Source organism: Flavobacterium sp. LM4 (genome assembly GCF_002017935.1).
Taxonomy (GTDB): Bacteria; Bacteroidota; Bacteroidia; order Flavobacteriales; family Flavobacteriaceae; genus Flavobacterium; species Flavobacterium chungangense.
Genome location: NZ_MUFW01000001.1, coordinates 296039 through 317945 on the forward strand (window position 1 = coordinate 296039; position 21907 = coordinate 317945).

Annotated in this window: 20 protein-coding genes; all 20 read left to right on the plus strand. The window is 29.6% G+C overall.

The annotated features are described in order from the left end of the window. Nucleotides 1-44: 44 nt before the first annotated feature. Entirely contained in the window at nt 45-2012 is a 1968-nt protein-coding gene (locus BXU10_RS01240; protein WP_078225771.1) for a nucleoside-diphosphate sugar epimerase/dehydratase, read from the plus strand. Between the two features lie 103 nt (nt 2013-2115). After that, a complete protein-coding gene (locus BXU10_RS01245) occupies nt 2116-2979 on the plus strand; it encodes an ABC transporter permease (protein WP_078225772.1) in 864 nt (287 codons plus the stop codon). Between the two features lie 61 nt (nt 2980-3040). Further along, nucleotides 3041-4306: an ABC transporter ATP-binding protein gene (locus BXU10_RS01250; protein WP_078225773.1), complete on the plus strand. Its 1266-nt coding sequence runs from the start codon at nt 3041-3043 to the stop codon at nt 4304-4306. Next, nucleotides 4303-5025, plus strand: coding sequence for a hypothetical protein (locus BXU10_RS01255; RefSeq protein WP_078225774.1), 723 nt, complete (start codon nt 4303-4305; stop codon nt 5023-5025). The genes BXU10_RS01250 and BXU10_RS01255 overlap by 4 nt, the downstream gene beginning before the upstream one ends. A gap of 8 nt (nt 5026-5033) precedes the next feature. After that, nucleotides 5034-6029 (plus strand): glycosyltransferase family 2 protein, encoded by a 996-nt coding sequence (locus BXU10_RS01260; RefSeq protein ID WP_078225775.1) that lies wholly within the window; start codon nt 5034-5036, stop codon nt 6027-6029. Further along, entirely contained in the window at nt 6030-6971 is a 942-nt protein-coding gene (locus tag BXU10_RS01265; RefSeq protein ID WP_078225776.1) for a glycosyltransferase, read from the plus strand. It begins immediately after the preceding gene. Continuing rightward, on the plus strand, nt 6972-8120 hold the full coding sequence (locus BXU10_RS01270) for a glycosyltransferase (protein ID WP_078225777.1): 1149 nt from the start codon (nt 6972-6974) through the stop codon (nt 8118-8120). Next, a complete protein-coding gene (locus BXU10_RS01275; protein WP_078227873.1) occupies nt 8104-9126 on the plus strand; it encodes a glycosyltransferase family 2 protein in 1023 nt (340 codons plus the stop codon). Before BXU10_RS01270 ends, BXU10_RS01275 begins: the two co-directional genes overlap by 17 nt. Beyond that, a complete protein-coding gene (locus tag BXU10_RS01280; protein ID WP_078225778.1) occupies nt 9123-10196 on the plus strand; it encodes a glycosyltransferase family 2 protein in 1074 nt (357 codons plus the stop codon). The genes BXU10_RS01275 and BXU10_RS01280 overlap by 4 nt, the downstream gene beginning before the upstream one ends. Before the next feature lie 18 nt (nt 10197-10214). Then, nucleotides 10215-11030, plus strand: a complete 816-nt coding sequence (locus BXU10_RS01285) for a polysaccharide pyruvyl transferase family protein (RefSeq protein WP_078225779.1) — start codon at nt 10215-10217, stop codon at nt 11028-11030. Between the two features lie 10 nt (nt 11031-11040). Next, a complete protein-coding gene (locus tag BXU10_RS01290) occupies nt 11041-12135 on the plus strand; it encodes a glycosyltransferase family 4 protein (RefSeq protein WP_078225780.1) in 1095 nt (364 codons plus the stop codon). After that, on the plus strand, nt 12136-12798 hold the full coding sequence (locus tag BXU10_RS01295; RefSeq protein WP_078225781.1) for a cytidylyltransferase domain-containing protein: 663 nt from the start codon (nt 12136-12138) through the stop codon (nt 12796-12798). 22 nt (nt 12799-12820) lie between these two features. After that, nucleotides 12821-13861, plus strand: coding sequence for an N-acetylneuraminate synthase family protein (locus BXU10_RS01300; protein ID WP_078225782.1), 1041 nt, complete (start codon nt 12821-12823; stop codon nt 13859-13861). Further along, complete coding sequence (gene neuC, locus BXU10_RS01305) at nt 13854-14996, plus strand: UDP-N-acetylglucosamine 2-epimerase (RefSeq protein ID WP_078225783.1); 1143 nt, start codon at nt 13854-13856, stop codon at nt 14994-14996. The genes BXU10_RS01300 and neuC overlap by 8 nt, the downstream gene beginning before the upstream one ends. Next, nucleotides 14986-16380 carry a UDP-glycosyltransferase gene (locus BXU10_RS01310; RefSeq protein WP_078225784.1) on the plus strand — a complete coding sequence of 465 codons (1395 nt, stop codon included), beginning with the start codon at nt 14986-14988 and terminating at the stop codon, nt 16378-16380. The genes neuC and BXU10_RS01310 overlap by 11 nt, the downstream gene beginning before the upstream one ends. Then, complete coding sequence (locus tag BXU10_RS01315) at nt 16377-17015, plus strand: CatB-related O-acetyltransferase (RefSeq protein ID WP_078225785.1); 639 nt, start codon at nt 16377-16379, stop codon at nt 17013-17015. The genes BXU10_RS01310 and BXU10_RS01315 overlap by 4 nt, the downstream gene beginning before the upstream one ends. A 55-nt stretch (nt 17016-17070) precedes the next feature. Further along, nucleotides 17071-18498 (plus strand): MBOAT family protein, encoded by a 1428-nt coding sequence (locus tag BXU10_RS01320; protein ID WP_078225786.1) that lies wholly within the window; start codon nt 17071-17073, stop codon nt 18496-18498. Between the two features lie 6 nt (nt 18499-18504). Next, the gene (locus tag BXU10_RS01325) at nt 18505-19485 is read left to right on the plus strand and encodes a hypothetical protein (protein WP_078225787.1); all 981 of its coding nucleotides are present in this window, start codon (nt 18505-18507) and stop codon (nt 19483-19485) included. A 9-nt stretch (nt 19486-19494) separates the two neighbouring features. Then, on the plus strand, nt 19495-20946 hold the full coding sequence (locus BXU10_RS01330; RefSeq protein ID WP_078225788.1) for an MBOAT family protein: 1452 nt from the start codon (nt 19495-19497) through the stop codon (nt 20944-20946). Nucleotides 20947-21099: 153 nt separating this feature from the next. After that, nucleotides 21100-21873 carry a hypothetical protein gene (locus BXU10_RS01335; RefSeq protein ID WP_123921935.1) on the plus strand — a complete coding sequence of 258 codons (774 nt, stop codon included), beginning with the start codon at nt 21100-21102 and terminating at the stop codon, nt 21871-21873. The last annotated feature ends 34 nt before the right edge of the window (nt 21874-21907 follow it).

Here is a 21907-nt window from a genome sequence, read left to right on the forward strand (position 1 = left end):
ACTTTTGTAATTGTGCTTAGTTGTAAATATTAAATATAACCAATTTGAATACAGATAAACGAAACAAGATGGCGGCTTTGTTACATAACAATTTTTCGCCAAGAAACCTTAAAGCAAACATTAATAATCTTAGTTATTTACCAAGATGGATTATTGTTGCTATTGATGTAATGGTTCTTATCTTTTCGTTTACACTTACTTATATGTTGTTTGAGGGAACAGCATTAGGGTATATTATAACATCATTTCATTTCATTTTTGTTACAAGTCTTATACTTGTTAATGTGTTTTTCTTCTGGCTTTTTAGAACATATTCAGGAATTATTAGGCATTCTTCCTATATAGACGCAATCAAACTACTGTTTTCACAGATGTCAGTTTTGGTTTTCTTTTTGTTCTTTAATTTGATATATGAGTTATATTCAGGACACAAAGCTTTTTTAAATACAGCTCTTTTTATAAACTTAGTCCTTTCTTTTTGTGGTTTGTTTTTATATAGGGTAATTGTAAAACAAACTTTTGAAATTTATTTTTCAGAAAAAACGGATTCTAAATTAATAAGAACAGTTATTTATGGTACAGATGCTAATGCAATTTCAGTTGCCAATGCATTAAAATTTGAAACGCCTTCCAGATTTAAGATTGTTGGTTTTGTAGATAAAAATAATCAAAACGCCTCTAAGCGAATGCTTGATATGCCAATATTGATTCAAAAGAAAAAATTACCAGCATTAATGCGATCAGTAGCTGCAGAAGGAGTTATTATTGCTGATAAAAGTTTATCTAAGGAAGAGCAGTTAATTATTGTTGACCAATGTTTAGAATTTAATTACAAGGTATACACAGTTCCTTTAATTTCAGATTGGGAAAATCAAAAAGAGATTTCTCAAAAAGTAAAAAATATTCAGATTGAGGATTTATTAGAAAGGAAACCAATTGTTTTGGATAGTAAATCTATATCTAAACAATTGAAAGATAAAGTGATCTTAATTACAGGGGCCGCAGGTTCTATTGGTAGCGAAATTGTAAGGCAGGTTTTAGGATTTAATCCTAAAACAATAATTATTTTAGACCAAGCAGAAACACCTTTGCATAATCTATGTCTGGAAACTTTGAGTATGGATTCTCAAACAAAAATAAGGGCCGTTATTGCTGATGTTAAGAGTAAAAAAGCTTTAGAAAAAGTATTTATAGATTATAGCCCCCAGGTTATTTTTCATGCTGCTGCCTATAAGCATGTTCCCCTGATGGAAGAAAATCCCTCACAAGCGATTCTTACAAATGTAAAAGGGACTAAAAATTTAGCAGATTTGGCTTGTAAATACAAGGTTAAAAAATTTGTAATGGTTTCTACTGATAAAGCCGTTAACCCTAGTAATGTTATGGGGGCAAGTAAACGTATTGCGGAAAAATATGTACAGTCTTTATTTTTAAAAAATCAAACTGAAAAATCGCAATGTGTAACTAAATTTATTACAACCCGTTTTGGGAATGTATTAGGTTCCAATGGATCAGTAGTTCCTTTGTTTACTAGACAAATTGCTGAGGGAGGTCCTGTTACTATAACTCATCAGGATATTATACGTTATTTCATGACCATCCCAGAAGCCTGTCAGTTGGTTTTAGAAGCAGGAGCAATGGGAAAGGGTGGTGAAATTTACATCTTTGATATGGGTAAACCGGTAAAGATTATAGATTTAGCCAAAAAAATGATTAAGTTAGCCGGCTTTATCCCTGATAAGGAAATAAAAATAAAGATTGTAGGACTTAGACCAGGTGAAAAATTGTATGAAGAATTATTAAATGATACTTCTAAAACTTTACCAACCTATCATAATAAAATTATGATTGCACAGGAAATCCAGGATGAATATGAAAATCTGCATACTGAAGTTGACGAGCTCATAGAGATTGCTAATTTTCACAGTAATGATGATATTGTTGGTAAAATGAAAAAAATAGTTCCAGAATTTAAAAGTATGAATTCTTCTTTTGAGGTTTTGGATGTATAAAATGCTTATTATATAGTAAATATAGAAGGTGTTTTTATAAAAAAAACGCCTTTTGCTTTTTTAATCTTTTTTTGAATGGGTAAAAACCCTGTTAATTTATGAAATGAATAATATTGATAATAAAGATTGGTTGTTTGAAATAACACCAAAAAATAATTTTTTCGCTCTTAATTTTAAAGAAATTTGGCAATACAGGGATTTGTTGCTCCTTTTCGTAAAACGGGATGTAGTTACAGTTTACAAACAAACAGTTTTAGGGCCACTTTGGTATTTGATTCAACCCTTATTTACTTCCATAACTTTTACAATTATTTTTAATAATGTGGCTGGAATTGATACCGGAACAATTCCTCCTTTTTTATTTAATTTAGCAGGAATTTCAGTTTGGAATTATTTTACCTCTTGTTTAACCGGAACTTCAGATACTTTTAAGGCAAATGCCGGGATATTTGGGAAAGTGTATTTTCCAAGAATTATTACACCTTTATCTATTGTAATTTCCAATCTCATAAAATTTGGTATTCAGTTTTTGATTTTTATTATATTTTATATTTTTTTCTTGATTAAAGGGTCTTATCTAAGTATAAATCCATTAGTCATTTTTTTTCCTTTACTGGTTGTTATAATGGGAATATTAGGCTTAGGCTTAGGTATGATTATATCTTCTATGGTAACAAAATATAGAGATTTAAGCTATTTGATAGGCTTTGGAATACAATTGTTAATGTATTTATCGGCTGTAATGTACCCGATGGCATTAATAAAAGATAAATTACCAAAATTTGGATGGTTAGTGGAGTACAATCCATTAGCGTATATTATTGAAACTTCTCGTTATATGCTTTTAAATACTGGCGAAATTTCAGTTTTAGGATTAAGTTACACCTTGTTGATTACCATAGTCTTATTTTTTATAGGACTTTTAATTTTTAATAGAACAGAGAAGAGTTTCATAGATACAGTATAAAAGTCTATTGTCTACTAATAACATAGTTTTAATTTTACAATTCATAATTTACAGTTCATAATTGAAAAAAGATATTATATTAAAAGCTGAGAATATCTCTAAGCAGTATCGTTTAGGACAAGTGGGAACCGGCACTTTGAGTCACGATCTTAATCGCTGGTGGCACAAAATACGTGGGAAAGAAAACCCATATTTGAAAATTGGTGATACCAATGACAGAGCTACGAAAGGAACATCAGATTATGTTTGGGCCTTACAGGATATTAATTTTGAAGTGGAGCGTGGAGAGGTGCTCGGAATTATAGGTAAAAACGGAGCAGGAAAATCTACGCTTTTAAAAATTTTATCTAAAGTAACTGCTCCGACAACTGGAAACATTAAATCTAGAGGACGTATTGCTTCGCTCTTAGAAGTTGGTACCGGATTTAATGGAGAAATGACTGGTCGTGAAAACATTTTTCTGAATGGTGCTATTTTGGGCATGACCAAAAAAGAGATAACATCCAAACTCGATGAGATTATTGATTTCTCTGGTTGTGAACGCTATATTGATACACCTGTAAAAAGGTATAGTAGTGGAATGACAGTTCGTTTGGCATTTGCTGTAGCTGCTTTTTTAGAACCTGAAATTTTAGTTATTGATGAGGTTTTAGCTGTTGGTGACGCAGAATTTCAAAAAAAGGCAATTGGAAAAATGCAGGATATTTCAAAGGGCGAAGGGAGAACAGTTTTGTTTGTAAGTCATAATATGGCGGCAGTACAAAATTTGTGTACGAGAGGAATAGTAATGAAAAATGGTTCTATTGATTATGAGGGTGATATCGAAAGTAGTATTCAATATTATTTAAGTGATAACAATAAAATTGAAGCTTTTAGTGAAAATGTAGATAGAAAAGGAAATGGACTAATTAAAATTATTACAGTTGAAGTTTTTGGAAGTTCACTTGGAATTTTACCTCAATCCGGAATGCCGTTTCATGTTAAATTTTATTTTGAAAATCCTAAGCAAATCCAAACCCATGAAATCAGATTTGATTTCCGTATCGATGACCATATGGGACAAAGAATTGCTTGGATTAGCAATACAGTTTTACCCATACAAGAAAATAGAATATTAGACAATTTATGCTTTCAAATCAAAAAATTAAATTTGAATAACGGCTTGTATTATGTTACCACATATCTTGAAGTGAATAAAGAAGTGAGTGATTGGGTACAAAATGCTTTTTCTTTTGAAGTGACTGAAGGTGATTATTACGGTTCAGGCAGAAAAACACCTAATATTCAATCTAAAATGTTAATGGATTTTAAACTTTTACTTGAATGATTAAAATTATAAAAAAAATAGTGCGAGAAAATAGGAAGAAACAATCTGAAATTCTTGCATTAACTCAGGAAGTATTATGGGCAAATATTTATCATGATAGTATTAGAGGGAAAGAATATTTAGAAAAATTGTCTTTGAATATTGGGAGATGGGCAGGAAACTATCCTTTTTTTTACTTATTAAACAGGATTATGCACGATGCAAAACCAGAACGAATTTTAGAATTTGGCTTAGGAGAATCTTCAAAATTTATCTCAGTATGTTTAGAGAATAATTTGAAAAGAGGTATTCATCAAATTATTGAGCAAAGCGATGAATGGAATTCTGATTTTAACTCAAAGTTTAAATTAAGTAGTTTTTCGGATGTTGCCGTTTGTCCAATAAAACAAAAAACAATTAATGGATTTGAAGTGAATTGTTATGATTTACTTGAAAATCACATTCATGAAAAGTATGATTTGTATTTGATCGATGGTCCTTTTGGTAGTCCACGTTTCTCTAGGTATGATGTTATAATGTTAGCTGAAAAATTAACAGCATCGGATGAATTCATCATGATAGTTGATGATTCTAACAGACAGGGAGAAAAAGATACTATAAATGAGCTCTGTAAACTTTTTAAGAATAAAAATATAAAAATCTATCAGCAAGTTTTCCACGGTGAAAAACAAACATGGATTGTTACAACTCAAAAGTATAGATTTTTAACTTCAATATAATTGTTGATATGAATGATTCACCACTCGTTTCTGTAATTATACCGATTTACAATCGTGCACATTTGATTGGTGAAACGCTTGAGAGTATTTTAGAACAGAGCTATCAAAATTGGGAATGTATAATAGTTGATGATGGTTCTACAGATACTACTGTAGAAGTTATAAAGGAATATGTTCAAAAAGATAACCGTTTTCAGTTGCATTATCGACCTTTTGATCGTTTGCAAGGTGGTAATGCGGCTCGTAATTATGGTTTCGAGGTTAGCAAAGGTCAATATATCAATTGGTTTGATAGCGATGATTTAATGGCTTCTTTTTTCCTGGAAAAAAGATTGGATTTTATTGAGAAAAATAATCAATATGATTTTGTAGTTTTCTCAATGGGATTGCTTAAAGAAGGAATAAAGCAGGTTGATAAACATCGATCTTCAGTGAATGAAAGCAATATAAATACAATTAAGTTATTTGTAGCTGGAAAAAAAATACCATGGCAAGTTAGTAGGCCTATTTATAAAAGAAATATAATACAGAATATAAAATTTAATGAAAGTCTATTAAGATTTCAAGATATTGAATACAGCATAAGACTTCTAAAGGAAAAGAATCCTATTTATATATCAATTGATGAAACAGACTCTTTTTACAGAATTAATACTGAACCTGAGAAAAGAAATGAGACTTCAGGTTTTCAAAATAAAGTTTTAATAACAGCAATAGATTTTTATACATCTATTTTTGAAATTTTGGATAAAGAGGATTTAGATTCTTTAAAACCGGAGATTTTGTGTAAAGTATATAGTCTTATAAAAGCAAATCAAAATCAAAAGACAAAATTTAAAGTATTATTTAGGTTATTAAAAATTGTTAATGAATATCTCAGTATTCCGGTAAAAATGAAACTTAAGATCTTTTTTATGATAATGATAAACAAAATTTTATATCAAAAAAAAGGACATTACAGAATGCTAAAAATGAATGAAGCCATTTTTGATAATAAGAAATAAATGCAAACTTTGATTTCTATTATCATTCCTACTTACAATAGAGGCCATTTAATTGGCGAAACTCTTAATAGTATTTTAGAGCAAACTTACATTCATTGGGAGTGCATTGTTGTCGATGACGGTTCAACAGATAATACGTCTGATGTTTTAGCTGAATATGTTAAAAAAGATATTAGGTTTCAATATTATGACAGACCTAAAGAAAAAATAAAAGGCCCAAACTCATGCAGAAATTATGGTTTTGAATTAAGCAAAGGCGATTATATAAAATGGTTTGACAGTGATGATTTGATGTATATTAACTTGCTGGAAAATCAAATAAAAGTAATAAATAACAATGTTCATGGTATTGTTTGCAAACTTGTTTGTTATGATTTTAAGAATAATAAACTTTTAAGAGAAAACAAGATTTATTCAGAAACTTTGATAGAGGACTATTTAGTAGGGAATGTTAGTTTTTATATTTCAGGACCTCTATGGAAAAGAAGTTTTCTAAATAAGCAAAACAAATTATTTGATGAACATATTACAAATCTTGATGATTGGGATTTTAATCTTAGAATGCTTTATCAGCAACCTTATATAATTTATTTGGATGAACCTTTAATTAAATATAGAATGCACTCAAGTTCATTATCTCATGAAATAGGTAAGTTTAATTTTAAGGAAATACAATCTGAATTTAAAGCTAGAGAAAAACATTTAAAATTAATTAAAGAAAATAAATTAGCCAATCCAAAAATAATAGAGTACTATATTAAAAATAGATACAAAATTTTATTGAGGAGTTCATTAATCCATAATCACAAAATCAAGTTTTATCTATTGCGAAAACTTTTGTATAAACAAATAATAAGTTTTGATGTAAAAAATTTTGTAACTACATTTTTTGCATTTATTATTTTTTTGATTTTTGGTAAAGGCTATAAATTATTAAAATAAATGAAAATTCTATTTATCTCAATGCCATCAATTCATTTTATTCGCTGGGTTGAAAATTTAAAGCAAACTGACTACGAACTTTATTGGTTTGACGTCTTAAGAAGAGGGGAGATTGGAGAATTATACTTTGTTAGTCAATTTACAGGATGGAAAAAAAGGAAAATTAAATATATAAAAGGAGAGTATTTTTTGAGTAAAAAAACACCTTTACTTTATGAAAAAATCAATCGATATCTTGAGGTTTCGGCTAATGAGGCCCTGGATAAGATTATATTAGAAATTCAACCTGATGTCATCCATAGTTTTGAAATGCAAAGTTGCTCTTACCCTATTTTAAGAACAATGACAAAACATATGTATATTAAATGGATTTATTCCTGTTGGGGGAATGATCTATATTATTACAAGAATTTCCCATCACATTCTAAAAAAATAAAAAATGTTTTACAAAGAATTGATTTTTTGCACACCGATTGTGAACGTGATTTTGTTTTAGCAAAACAGCTGGGTTTTTCAGGACAGCATGTAGGAGTTATTCCGGGAGGAACAGGTTATAAACTTAATGAATTAGAAAAAAATAAATTACCAATTTCTGAAAGAAAAATAATTTTAGTTAAGGGTTATGATCATAAATTTGGGAGAGGTTTAAAGGTATTAGAAGCATTGAATTTGTTACAAAATGAAATTAATAATTATGATGTAGTAGTTTTTGGCGCTCATCAAAAAGTAATTGATTATGTAAAATTAAATAATCTAAATTTTAAAGTTTATAATAGAAATGGACTTTCTCATACACAATTAATGGAGTTAATGGGAAAATCACTTTTTTATATTGGGAATAGTATCTCAGACGGAATGGCCAATACACTTTTAGAGGCGATAGTGATGGGAGCTTTTCCTATTCAGTCTAATCCTGGAAATGTAACGGCAGAAATTATAGAACATGGTGTAAATGGTTTATTAATAAACAATCCGGAATCTATTATTGAAATAAGAGACCTTATTTTAAAGGCAATTGATAGTGGTAATATTTGGGAAACTTCTTTTAAGAAAAATCAAGAAATTGCTTTACAAAAATTAGATTACACGATGAACCAAAATAAAGTAATTGAAATTTATAAAATATTACAAAATGCGAATAGGATTTAATCCAAATAAAAATCAAGAAAATTTTGAGTCGGATTATTTTCACCAAGTAGTAATTCCCGTTTATATTCCTCATCAGGAAGGATATTTTAAGGATAGTTTTGAGATATTAAAAGTTTGCCTGCAATCTTTATTTAAAACTATTCATGATAAAACGTTTATCACAATAGTGAGCAATGGAAGCTCAGTTGAAATAAATAACTACTTGAATGATTTATTTTTACAAGGTATTATTCATGAAATTATTATAACGAATAATATTGGAAAAACTAATGCTGTTTTGAAAGGTATTGTAGGACATGATTTTCCTATTATAACAGTTTCAGATGCAGATGTTTTGTTTTTAAGTAACTGGCAATCATCAACGTATGATGTTTTTGAATGTTTCCCAAAAACAGGAGTAGTTTGTCCCACTCCTTCTTCCCGTTCTTTGAGGACTTATACAGCTAATTTTTATTGGGATGTTTTGTTCTCGAAAAATTTAAAATTTTCGAAAGTGAAAAATAGTGAAGCCTTAAAAATGTTCGCCTTGAGTGTTGGAAATGCAAAATTTTACAATGAAGCTCAATTGCGAAAGTATTTAACCATTTCAAATGAAAATTGTCAGGCAGTTGTGGGTGCCGGACATTTTGTAGCAACTTACAGAGGGGATATTTTTGATACGATCACGACTAAATATTCGAAATTTAAACTAGGTGGCGATAGTTTAGGGAAGGTCTTAGATATTCCAGTTGTAAAAAATGGTTTTTGGCGCTTATCTACTCATGATAATTATGCCTACCATATGGGAAATGTTTTAGAAGACTGGATGCAGGTTGAAATAAATACTCTTCAAAAAAATGATTTTTCAGGTTTAGTAATTTTGAGTAAAAAATCATTGAATTCTAATCTTTCTTATTTTATAAAAAGCAGGTTATTTTCAAAGTTTATTCTAAATAAAAAAATAATGCCTTATTTTTTTATTTATAAAGGGCTTTCAAAATCTGAAGCTAAAGAGTATTTGACATGATTTCTATTATTTACCCTTATCGAAATCGTGAACCTCAACGTATTAAGCGTTCTTTAAATTCATTAGCACAACAAAATGAGCAAAATTTTGAAGTTGTTTTTATTGATTATGGGTCAAAAAAAGAAATAGCATCAGAAATTAAAAAAATAGTTGAAGAATTTTCATTCTGTACCTATCACTATTTGTTTTCAGAATTTCAGCCTTGGAATAAAAGTAAAGCACTCAATTTTGTTATCAAAAATTTACAATCAGATTATTGTTTAGTTGCTGATGTTGATATGATTTTTCATTCTGATTTTACGACTGTCATGAAGCAGTATTGTGCAAATGATAAAGTTACTTATTTTCAGGTAGGGTTTCTTTCAGAACAAGAAAGTAAAAAAGAAAAATCGTTTGAAAAATATAAAATAAATTTCTTTAGCAATGGCGATGCCACAGGGATTTCTCTTTTTCCAGTTAATAAATTAAAAGAAATTAGAGGCTTTGATGAAGTTTTTCATTTTTGGGGAGCTGAGGATACAGATGTTCATAATCGCTTAAAAAATGTAGGTTGCGAAGTGTATTTTTATGATAAAGAAACCATGGTATTGCACCAGTGGCATTTTAATTATCGAAGAAGAGAAACCAAAAAACTTAATGCCGAATTGCAATTATCAGGAATTGTTGAATTCAATAATCAGCATATGAAGCAAAATTTGAAAAATGGAACAACCACAGTTAATAAAGAGTCCTGGGGAAATGTTATCTCAGAATCTGACTTTGATAAATTAAAAGATTATCCAGTTGTTCAAGTGTCAAACAAGAGAGAAAATGTTGATTATTTTTTGTTTCACGAATTGGCTTTAGCTAATGAATGCATCTTGGCTATTCAAATTAAAAATGACCCTTTCGAAAATTCAATAAAATATAAGTTAAAAAAATATTTAGGAAAAAAAGTGCCTCAATTTTATACTTTGAAGGAAGTAAACGATCGAATTTTGCAGCACATGATCTCGTTTTATCATACTAAGCCCTATATTTATAGGATTGAAGAAAATTTGAAAAGTCTCATTTTCAAAATTAAATTTTAAATAATAGTTTAAGATTTTATGAAAAGTAAAAAAAAAATTAGGCTGTTTTGGTGGAGTGAAATTCATTTAGCCAGTAAAAAAGAGGAAAATTATGGTGATTTGATTGGCAGGTATTTAGTTGAAAAAATATCTAATAAAAAGATTATTTGGACACATCCAAAAAAACGAAATTTTTTGAATCATTTTCAAACCGTTTATTTTACAGTTGGAAGTATCCTATCCCAAATAAATGGTAAATGCGTAGTTTGGGGGAGTGGTATTATATCTAAAGAGTTTAAAATTAAAAAGGCAGAATTTTTGGCAGTACGAGGACCTCAAACAAGAAAACTGTTGATAGAACAAGGATATCAGGTTCCCGAAATCTATGGTGATCCTGCCTTGCTGATGCCAAAGTATTACAACCCTGAATATAAAATAAAGTATAATTTAGGGATTATTCCTCACTATATTGATTATAAAAATGTTATGATTCAGTATAAAGGATTAAAAGATATTCTGGTTATTAATTTAATGACTAATAATGTCGAAGAAGTCACAGATGCTATTTTGTCTTGTAAAAAAATAATCTCTTCCTCGTTACACGGAGTAATTGTATCACATGCGTATCAAATTCCAGCAGTTTGGGTTGAATTTTCAAATAAAATTTTTGGTGATGGAATTAAATACCAGGATTATTTCGAATCGGTAGATCTCGCAATGTATAAGCCACTTTTTTTAGAAGCACCAATTACTAATGATCAATTAGAGATTGTTTTTAGTTCAAGTAATATGTTGCCAAAAAAGGAAAGAATTGTTCAGATCCAAAAACAATTAATGGATGTTTGTCCATTTTAAATAAATTCATATGCCAAAAGTAATTTTGATATCTCAATTTGCATTACCCTATCATAAGTCAGGAAGTTGGACTACTTTGTATGCTAATTATTTAAGAGGAATTAATCAAATAGACTATGTGATTTGTGAACAACCTGAAAAAGTTTTTGATAATGTTAAATATGAATTTGTAAGTCAAAGCAAAAAATATAAGTTTTTTAAAAGATGGAAAAAAAAACCATACTTTAATTATTTGCAGGCATTAAAAAAAAATCTGAATGAAGAAGAGAAATACGTAATTCAAATTGTAGATAATTTTGGGATTGTAAAACCTCTTCAAGAACTTTTGTTACAGTTAGGACTCAGGAAAAACTGTTTTCTTCAGTTTTTCTATCATGGTTTTGCTCCTTTTTATGGAAATTTGGCAAGTCGATATTTTTATGAAACTATTGACGAAATGGTTTTGCTTACGCATGACAGCTACAAGGCTCATAAAGAATATTATACTATTTTACCTTGTAGGTTTTCTGTACTTCATAACGGAATTGACACTTCAAAATTTCAAAAAATAAGCAATGAGCAAAAAGAAATTTTAAAAGATGAATTAGAATTAAAAGATAAAAAAATTTTCATCTGGTGTTCAAGAGATGTTCCTAAAAAAGGATTAGATTTTATTTTACCAATTTGGAAAAAGATTAATACATTTCATAAAAATGCAATTTTATTAGTGGTTGGCGCTACCAGAAATACTCCGGTAGAAGGAGTTCAGTTTTTAGGACAGATTCCAAATGATACGCTTCCTAAATATTACCAAATAGCAGATTGTTATTTGTTTCCAACCTTGTGGCATGAAGGTTTTGGTTTGAGTTTGATAGAGGCTTTGCATTCTGGTTGTTACTGTATTGCTTCGGCTTTAGGGGGAGTTCCTGAAGTTTTGCAATATGGAAAATTAGGAAAGTTGATTCAAAATCCACATTTTGAGCAAGAATGGGAAGATGCTATTTTGGAATTTTTAGATCAAAATAAAAAAAATTCAGCACCAGTTTTAGAAGAATTATACAGTTCGGAAAGCTGGAATTCAGGAATGAATGTAATTATTGAAAATGCTAAAAACAGATTGCAATAAATGAAAACAATAGCAATAATTCCAGCCAGAGGAGGTTCTAAAAGACTACCGCAGAAAAACATAAAATTTTTGGGTGAGATTCCGTTATTGGCACATAGCATTTTGTATGCTCAGGCAAATAATGATATTATTCAAGAAATTTATGTTTCTACAGATGATGAGCAAATAAAACAAGTCGCTTTACAATTTGGGGCTAAGATTGTAGATCGGCCTTTATCATTGTCGGGTGATTTGGAACCTACAGTTTCTGCATTAAAAAATGTTCTGGAACAAATAGATAAGAAGATCGAAAATGTAATTTTATTACAAGCTACAAATCCATTAAGACCAGTAAATTTATTAAAAGAAGCGTTTGAAATTTACAAAGAAAAAAAAGTGGACAGTTTATTTACCGTTAGCCAGAATTATCAAAAGTTAGGAAAAATAGAAAATAATAAATTTATTCCGTTCAATTATACAATCGGTCAGCGAAGTCAGGATTTAGAGCCTTTATTTTATGAAAACGGATTACTTTATATCAGTAAAGCAAAACTGATTTTAAAAAGCAAAATTTTATCAGAGAATGCTTTTCCTTTAAAAATGAATCATATTTTTGCTAATGTTGATATCGATGATCAAAATGATTTTGATTATGCAGAATATCTTCTGTACAAGAAACAATAATCTATTTTAACATAATACATTTATGAATCCATATATAGAAATTTCCGGACGAAAAATAGGAGCAGATTTTCCGCCTCTAGTTATAGCTGAAATAGGAATTAACCATGAAGGGTCTCTTCTGGTTGCCAAAGAAATGGTTGATGCTGCACATAGGGCAGGAGTTGAGGTTGTAAAACACCAGACCCATATTGTTGAAGACGAAATGAGTGGTGCTGCAAAAAAAGTCATTCCAGGTAACGCAGATGTGTCTATTTATGAAATTATGGAACGCTGTTCTTTAAATGAAACGGATGAATTAGAGCTTAAAAAATATGTTGAAAGTAAAGGAATGATTTTTATTTCAACACCGTTTTCGCGTGCAGCTGCAGAACGATTAAAAAAGTTTGATATTCCGGCTTATAAAATAGGTTCTGGAGAGTGTAACAATTATCCATTACTTGAACATATTGCATCTTTTGGAAAACCTGTAATTTTAAGTACGGGAATGAATACAATCGAAAGCGTACAAAAAGCAGTTGCTGTTTTTGATAAATATAATATTCCGGTAGCACTTTTACATACTACCAATTTATATCCGACACCAATTCATTTGGTTCGTTATGGAGCTATGATAGAATTACATGAAGCTTTTCCCGATAAAGTTTTTGGATTAAGCGATCATACATTAAATAATAATGCCTGTCTGGGCGCAGTAGCTCTTGGAGGAAGTATTTTAGAGCGCCACTTTACAGATCATATGCAGCGTACAGGACCAGACATTGTGTGCAGCATGGATGAAAAGACTTGTCAGGAATTAATTGTTTCATCTGCAGAAATTGCTTTAATGCGGGGTGGAACAAAAAAACCGGCACTCGAAGAACAAGTAACAATCGATTTTGCGTTTGCGACTGTGTGCTCTATTAAAGATATCAAAAAGGGGGATACACTAAATAAAGATAATATCTGGGTAAAACGTCCGGGAACTGGTAAAATTTTAGCAGAAAACTTTAATAATATCCTCGGAAAAGTTGCTTTGCGTGATATTCAAAACGATGAACAATTAGACTTTTCGGATTTTGAGTAGTTTACAAAAAAAGATTCTTTTCCTAACAGGTACACGTGCTGATTTTGGAAAAATAAAATCATTAATTCAAATCCTTGAAATACAACAGGATTTTGAAGTTTTTGTTTTTGTTACAGGGATGCATCTGCAGGAGTTGTATGGTTATACTTTAATTGAGATTGAACGCTGTAATTTTAAAAATGTTTTTATTTTTGAGAATCATACTCATGAGACTACTATGGATTTAACCCTGGCCAGAACCATAGAGGGATTGTCAGGCTATTGCAAAACAATTAATCCAGATATGATTGTGGTACACGGGGATCGTGTAGAGACGCTTGCAGGAGCCATTGTAGGGTCATTAAATAATATTTTAGTTGCACATATTGAAGGGGGAGAAATTTCAGGTACTGTAGATGAATTAATCAGACACAGCGTGAGTAAGTTAAGCCACATTCATTTTGTATCAAATAAGCAGGCCGCCAAGAGATTACTTCAAATGGGAGAAATCAATGAATCTATTTTTACTATTGGTTCTCCTGATATTGACATTATGTTTTCAGACCTATTACCGGATTTGGATGTAGTAAAAAAATACTACCAAATTCCTTTCCAAAAGTTTGCAATTGTAATGTTTCATCCTGTCACTACAGAATTTAAAGCAATGCAAAAATATGCTCAGGATTTTGTTGAAGTTTTATTAAATGACAATCACAACTATATAATAATTTATCCAAATAATGATTTAGGAAGCCAATTTATTGTAGAAGAATATGAGAAACTAAAAGATAATCCAAGATTTAGAATTTTTCCATCGCTTCGTTTCGAGTATTTTTTGATGTTATTAAAAAACAGTCAATTTATTATAGGCAATAGTAGTGCCGGAATTCGAGAAGCACCCTATTATGGAATCCCAATTATAAATATTGGAACAAGACAGCAAAATAGAGCTATTCATGCAGATATCATAAATACAGACTATTCTGGAACAAACATAAAAGAGGCTCTGAATTTAATAGTTTCGCATAAAGTTAATCCTTCCAATGAAGATTTTGGACAGGGAAATAGTAAAGAATTATTTCTTGAGTGTATAAAAAACCAAGATATTTGGAAGCTTAATCATCAAAAACAGTTTAGGGATTTTAATGAAAAATAATAAGATTTTTATTTTATTGCCAGATGGCGTTGGCTTACGAAATTTTGCATTTACAAATTTTCATAAGCTTGGTATTCAAAATGGTTTTGATATTACATTTTGGAATAACACTCCTTTTCAATTAAAGGAACTAGGTTTTAAAGAAATTAAAATTGAAAAAGCCAAAACGCATTCTTTTACAGATATTTATAAAAATGTGAGAAAACATATTGAACTCGATTTAAACATTAAAAAGAGTAATGATATTGTTTATGATACCTATAGATTCCCATTTAGTTATAAAGGAATTAAGAGCAAGATAAAGAGTTTTACTGCAGAGGTTCTAATTAAGTTTTTTTCCTCAGAAAAAGGATTAAAAGTTATTCGTGAAAAGATCAAAAAAAGCGAAAAAAAAACAGCTTATTATCAGAAATGTTTAGAAACACTTCAAAGCGAAAAACCTGCTATAGTTTTTTGCACAAATCAACGTCCTATCCTTGCTATTGCTCCAATTTTGGCTGCGAAACAATTAAGGATTCCCACAGCGACTTTTATTTTTTCCTGGGATAATTTGCCTAAAGCCACAATGGTTGTTGAAACGGATTACTATTTTGTGTGGAGTCAGCATATGAAGAACGAATTACTTAATTATTATCCCTATATAAAAGAGAAACAAATATTTATTACAGGAACACCTCAGTTTGAAACGCACTTTGATATAGATAATTTAGTTTCACGTGACCTTTTCTTTGAACAAAATAAATTAGATGTAAATAAAAAATATATTTGCTATTCAGGAGATGATATAACAACCTGCCCTGATGATGCAGAATATTTAAAAGATGTTGCAGAAGCAGTTCGTAAGCTTAATGATCAAGGAAATAATTTAGGAATTGTTTTTAGACGCTGTCCCGTTGATTTCTCTAAAAGATACGATAAGACACTCGAAGATTACAAAGATATTATTAGACCAATTGCTCCTGCATGGCAAAAAATAAGTGAGGATTGGAACACAATTTTACCAACTCAGGCTGATATTATTTTGCATGCGAATACTATAAAGCATACAGAAATGGTTGTAAATCTTGGTTCTTCGATGGTTTTTGATTATGTGAGTTTTGAAAAGCCATGTGCTTTTATTAATTATGATGTTGTTAGCAAGAAAGATAAAAACTGGGCGGTAGCAAAAATTTATAATTATATCCATTTTAGATCAATGCCTGACCAAAAAGCGGTAATATGGTTAAACTCGCGTGAGGAAATTGGTCAAAAAATAAACACTAGCTTGTCAAATACAGAGACAACAATTGAATACGCTCAAAAATGGTTTGAAAAAATAAATCAACCCCCACCACAGTTAGCATCTCAACGTATATGGGACGGTATTAAACATATAGTAAAATGAAATTGCTTTTACGTAAAATAGCGTGGAAAATATTAGGAAAAAACTACCATGATTTTCTAATAGGTCAAAATAAAACATATTTGCATCAGGCAAAAAATGTGACGATCGGATATAAGACATATCATAATGGCGCATTTGTATGGCAATGGCATAATAATTCACACTTAGAGATTGGCAAATACTGTTCTATAGCAAATGATGTTAATTTTATATTAGATTCTGGTCATCATATGATGAGTGACATTACAACATTTCCTCATTTTAACCATATGGTAAATAAAAATTTGCTCATTGGTACTAAAATGCAATCTGAATTTAAGCAAGAAATAAAAACAGATCCAAGTAAAACTAAAATTGGCCATGATGTATGGATTGGCATGAATGCAGTAATTTTGCCAAATATAACAATTGGTAATGGTGTAACAATTATGGCTGGTGCAGTTGTAACGAAAGACGTTCCTGATTATGCTATTATTGGAGGTGTTCCGGCTGAGATTGTCAAAATGAAATATGATTTGGATACAATTTCAAAAATGAAACAAATAGAATGGTGGAATTGGAACCCGGAAAAAGTTGAAGAAAATGTAGGAGATTTTTATATTCCGATTCAGGACTTTATAATCAAGTGGCTCTAATACTTTTATTTCATGACAATAAGAATCTATTTGTGATTAATAACTAACTTAATTTATGTTTTTTAACTCTTTGGCTTTTGCCATTTTTTTACCAATTGTTTTTTTCTTGTATTGGTTTGTTTTTAATAAAAGCAAAAACGCTCAAAATGCTTTATTGATAGTTGCCAGTTATTATTTTTATTCTTGTTGGGATTGGAGATTTCTTTTTTTATTGGTTTTCTCCACATTTCTGGATTATTATACCGGAATTCAAATCGAAAAAGGAAAATCAGATAAAAGCCGAAAATTCTGGTTTTGGTTAAGCATTATAGTTAATTTAGGATTTTTAGGAGTCTTTAAATACTATAACTTTTTTGCTGCTTCATTTTCAGAATTATTAAATACTGTAGGAATTCAGGCAAGTCCAATTTTGTTAGAAGTCATTTTGCCAGTCGGAATTTCATTTTACACCTTTCACGGTTTATCGTATGTAATTGATATCTATTACAAGCGTATTAAAGCCGAGTACAATTTTATAGACTACTCTTTATTTGTGAGTTATTTTCCACTTTTGGTTGCAGGACCAATTGAAAGAGCCACACATTTACTTCCACAGGTAAAAGTAAAAAGAGAATTTGATTTTGAAAAAGCCAAAGAAGGTGTTGGACAAATTGTTTGGGGATTGTTTAAAAAAATTGTGATTGCGGATAGTTGTGCAATTTTAGCCAATCAAATATTTGATAATTACGAAACAATGAATTCCTTATCATTGATTTTAGGAGCAGTATATTTTGCTTTTCAGATTTATGGTGACTTTTCAGGATATTCAGATATTGCCTTGGGGGTTTCAAAATTATTTGGAATTGACTTACTGAAAAACTTTAATTATCCTTATTTTTCAAGAGATATTGCCGAGTTCTGGCGCCGTTGGCACATTTCGCTTTCGTCATGGTTTCGGGATTATCTGTATATTCCATTAGGGGGCAGCAAAGGTTCTAAATTCATTCAGATTAGAAACGTATTTATCATTTTTGTGATTAGCGGATTTTGGCATGGTGCAAATTGGACTTTTATTGTTTGGGGATTATTAAATGCGGTTTACTTTTTACCTTTATTACTGTTAAATAAAAACAGAAACAACTTAGAAGCAATAGAATTAAAAGCAAATTTTAAAAGCGTTCAGACTTTGGTAAGCATTCTACTTACATTTGGATTAACTACTTTTGCCTGGATTTTTTTTAGGTCTGATTCTATAGGAAATGCACTTGGTTATGTGAAGAGAATTTTTCTTTTAGATTTTAATTTTTCTGTTACTAAATCCTATTTTAGGATAGACTTAATAGTATTATTGTTGTTGTTTAATATAATTGAATGGGTTAATAGAGAGAATAGTTCACCTTTAAATAAAGGGCTTTATAATTTAAAACTAATTTTTATCATTATATTGATTATTTTATTTGGACAGTTTGGGTTAAAAAATGAATTTATTTATTTTCAATTTTAGATTATTATGAAAAAATTCATTTTATTTTTAATAGGTATTATTGTGATTGTTTATCTGATCACTTTCAGTATTCAGTTTTTCGCAGATAAAGGATTAAAAAATCAAAAAAATAGTATTTACGCTGATTGGAATGCTATTCTTAAAGGCGAAATCAATGCTGATATTGTTATCAATGGATCCTCCAGAGCTAAGTTTTCATATGATACAAGGAGTATTTTAAAAGAAACAAAACTCAAAACTCAAAATTTAGGTTTCAATGCAGGAGGTTATAATCTACAGAAATCAAAATTTGAGATTTATTTGAAAAATAATAATTTTCCCAAAATTATTATCCAAAACATTGATTTGGCCAATTTTAAGGAAAGTAAGGTTTTGCCTGATGAAGACCAGTTTTTTCCTTTTGTAAACAATGCAGAGATCAACAAGTTCATCAGTAAATTTGATGATAAGTTTAGTTATGTTGGTTATATACCTTTATTAAAATACAATCAGAATTTTTCAATTCTAAGGACGGGATTATTAGCAAACGTAAGTGGTAAAGCGCCAGCTAAATCATTATATTTCGGTTTTTCACCTAAAAAGCAATCCTATAAATTAGATTTACATAATTTTGATAAATTAAAATCAGATGTACAGGAAAAAGAAAAAATTAATATCAGAAATCTATCAAGGCTCAATGAAATGATTCGTTTTTATCAATCAAAAATGAATCAGAATACATTGCTTATTTTTGTCTGGGCCCCGGAATATAAAGAACGGCTAAATGTGATTTATGATCCTTTAAAAGCACCATTGATAAAACAATTGAAAACGGTTCAGGCAAAAAATAAGAATATCTTTTTTATAGACTTTTCTCATGACGTTATAGCTCAGAATTCAGATTACTTTTATGATAGTTTTCATTTGAATGATACCGGGGCAAAAGAGTTTTCAGGAAAGCTAGGACATGCTATCCAGGTTATTCTGAAAACAAAAAACAAAAATTAATAAAACAATATGTTTTTCAACTCTTTAGCGTTTGCTATCTTCTTACCAATTGTTTTTCTTTTGTATTGGTTTGTTTTTAATAAAACCAAAAACACTCAAAATGCTTTATTAATAGTTGCCAGTTATTATTTCTATTCCTGTTGGGATTGGAGATTCTTATTTTTATTGGTTTTCTCCACTTTTTTAGATTATTATACCGGAATTCAAATTGAAAAAGGGAAATCTGAAGTGAGCCGTAAATTTTGGTTTTGGTTAAGTATTATAGTCAATTTAGGATTTTTAGGAATCTTTAAGTACTATAATTTTTTTGCTGTTTCTTTCTCAGCATTATTAAATTCTGTTGGAGTAAAAGCAAGTCCAATCTTGTTGGACGTGATTCTGCCGGTCGGGATTTCATTTTACACTTTTCATGGTTTATCATATGTAATTGATATTTATTACAAACGTATTAAACCAGAATACAATTTTGTAGACTATTCTTTATTTGTGAGTTATTTTCCACTTTTGGTAGCAGGGCCAATAGAGAGAGCAACACATTTGCTTCCGCAGGTAAAAGAAAAAAGAGTATTTAATTATGCAATTGCAGTTGATGGCTTAAGACAAATTTTATGGGGACTGTTTAAGAAAGTAGTTATTGCAGACAATTGTGCTGATTATGCTAATATTGCTTTTGATAATTCTGGCTCAAATCCAGGTAGCATTTTAGTTCTTGGAGCCATTTTTTTTGCATTTCAAATTTATGGAGATTTTTCAGGTTATTCAGATATAGCATTAGGAGTTTCAAAGTTGTTTGGTATAGATTTACTTCGAAATTTCAATTATCCCTATTTTTCAAGAGATATTGCCGAGTTTTGGCGACGTTGGCATATTTCACTTTCTTCCTGGTTTAGAGATTATATTTATATACCGTTAGGTGGTAGCAAAGTGTCAAAGTTAAAGCAAATACGAAATGTATTCATTATTTTTATTGTTAGCGGATTTTGGCACGGGGCTAATTGGACTTTTATTGTTTGGGGATTACTGAATGCATTATTTATTTTGCCTTCTATTATTTTTAAAACAAATAGAAATAATTTAGATCTTATAGCTAAAGACAGGGTTTTTCCAAGTTTTAAAGAATCATTTCAAATAATAAGGACTTTTGCTATAACTTGTTTTGCCTGGATATTTTTCAGGGCAAAAGATTTGGATAGTGCATTTAGTTATATAAAAGGAATTTTTTCAAGTAGTTTATTTACAATACCCAGATTTGATTCAAAGCAAATTTCTATAAAAATACTTTTAGTGTTAATATTGTTTTTTGTGATAAAAGAATGGACTTCAAGATCATATAGTCACGTATTATATTTTTCAGATTCAAAGCCAATATATTATAAATGGGGATTATACTTTTTACTTTTTATGGTAATAATTATTTGGGGAGTTACAGCAAAAACAGAGTTTATTTATTTTGCTTTCTAACATGATGAGATTATGATTAAAAAATTTATTCTTAAAACGATATTGACAGGCATAGGTTTTTTTATAATTCTGATAATTGTTTTACTGGGAAGTTCAAGCTATGTAAAAAACAGAAAATTTAAAAATTCACAAACAGAAAGTAATACATTATTTATGAAATCAAATGAAAAATTTGATTTGATGTTTATGGGGATTTCTCATGCTAGAAATTTTTCAAGATATGGTAATGATAAAATTGTAGAAAATATTTTGAAAAGAAAAATTGTTAATATTGGGCAGGGAGGAGGAAAGTGTGGTGTAAATGAACAATTATTTTATCTTAACTATTTTTATTCCAAAAATAATAAAGTGGATACCATTTTTTTTATATTAACACCTCCAATATTAACTTCTGACAAATTGCCTTTTTCAACCAATACTTTTGATGAAGAGGCATTTGATTTGAATTTTTTTTCTCAGTATTTGATGTTTGATACTGAAAACAAATATGAAAGGATTATTCAATATGGGCAAAGTAAATTAAAGGCTCCATGGATAAATTTAAAACCAGATTATAGAATTGGCAAGTTTGATTCTTTAAAAAAAATAAATATTGAGTCAGTTATAAAAGGAATCAAATTTGTTCACGGAGATAGCATTAATGTTGAAGTGCTTAACAAAGCGTGTCTTGGAGTTGAGAAAATTGTAAAAACAGCAAAACAAAACAAAACAACCATTATAATGATAATTCCACCTGCTTTGTTTGGAAAATGGCCAGAGCACTATCTTGCTGTTAATCTTGCAAAAAAAATGAAGAAAATGTATAATGTAAATTATTATGATTTTTCTGAATCGGTATTAAATCCAAAATATTATTATGACCATCATCATTTAAATACTAATGGTGTTGTATATTTTACTAAAGGTTTTTTAAAGCCTTTGTTTTAAATTATTCAAATCGATTAAGTATCATTACGCAGAT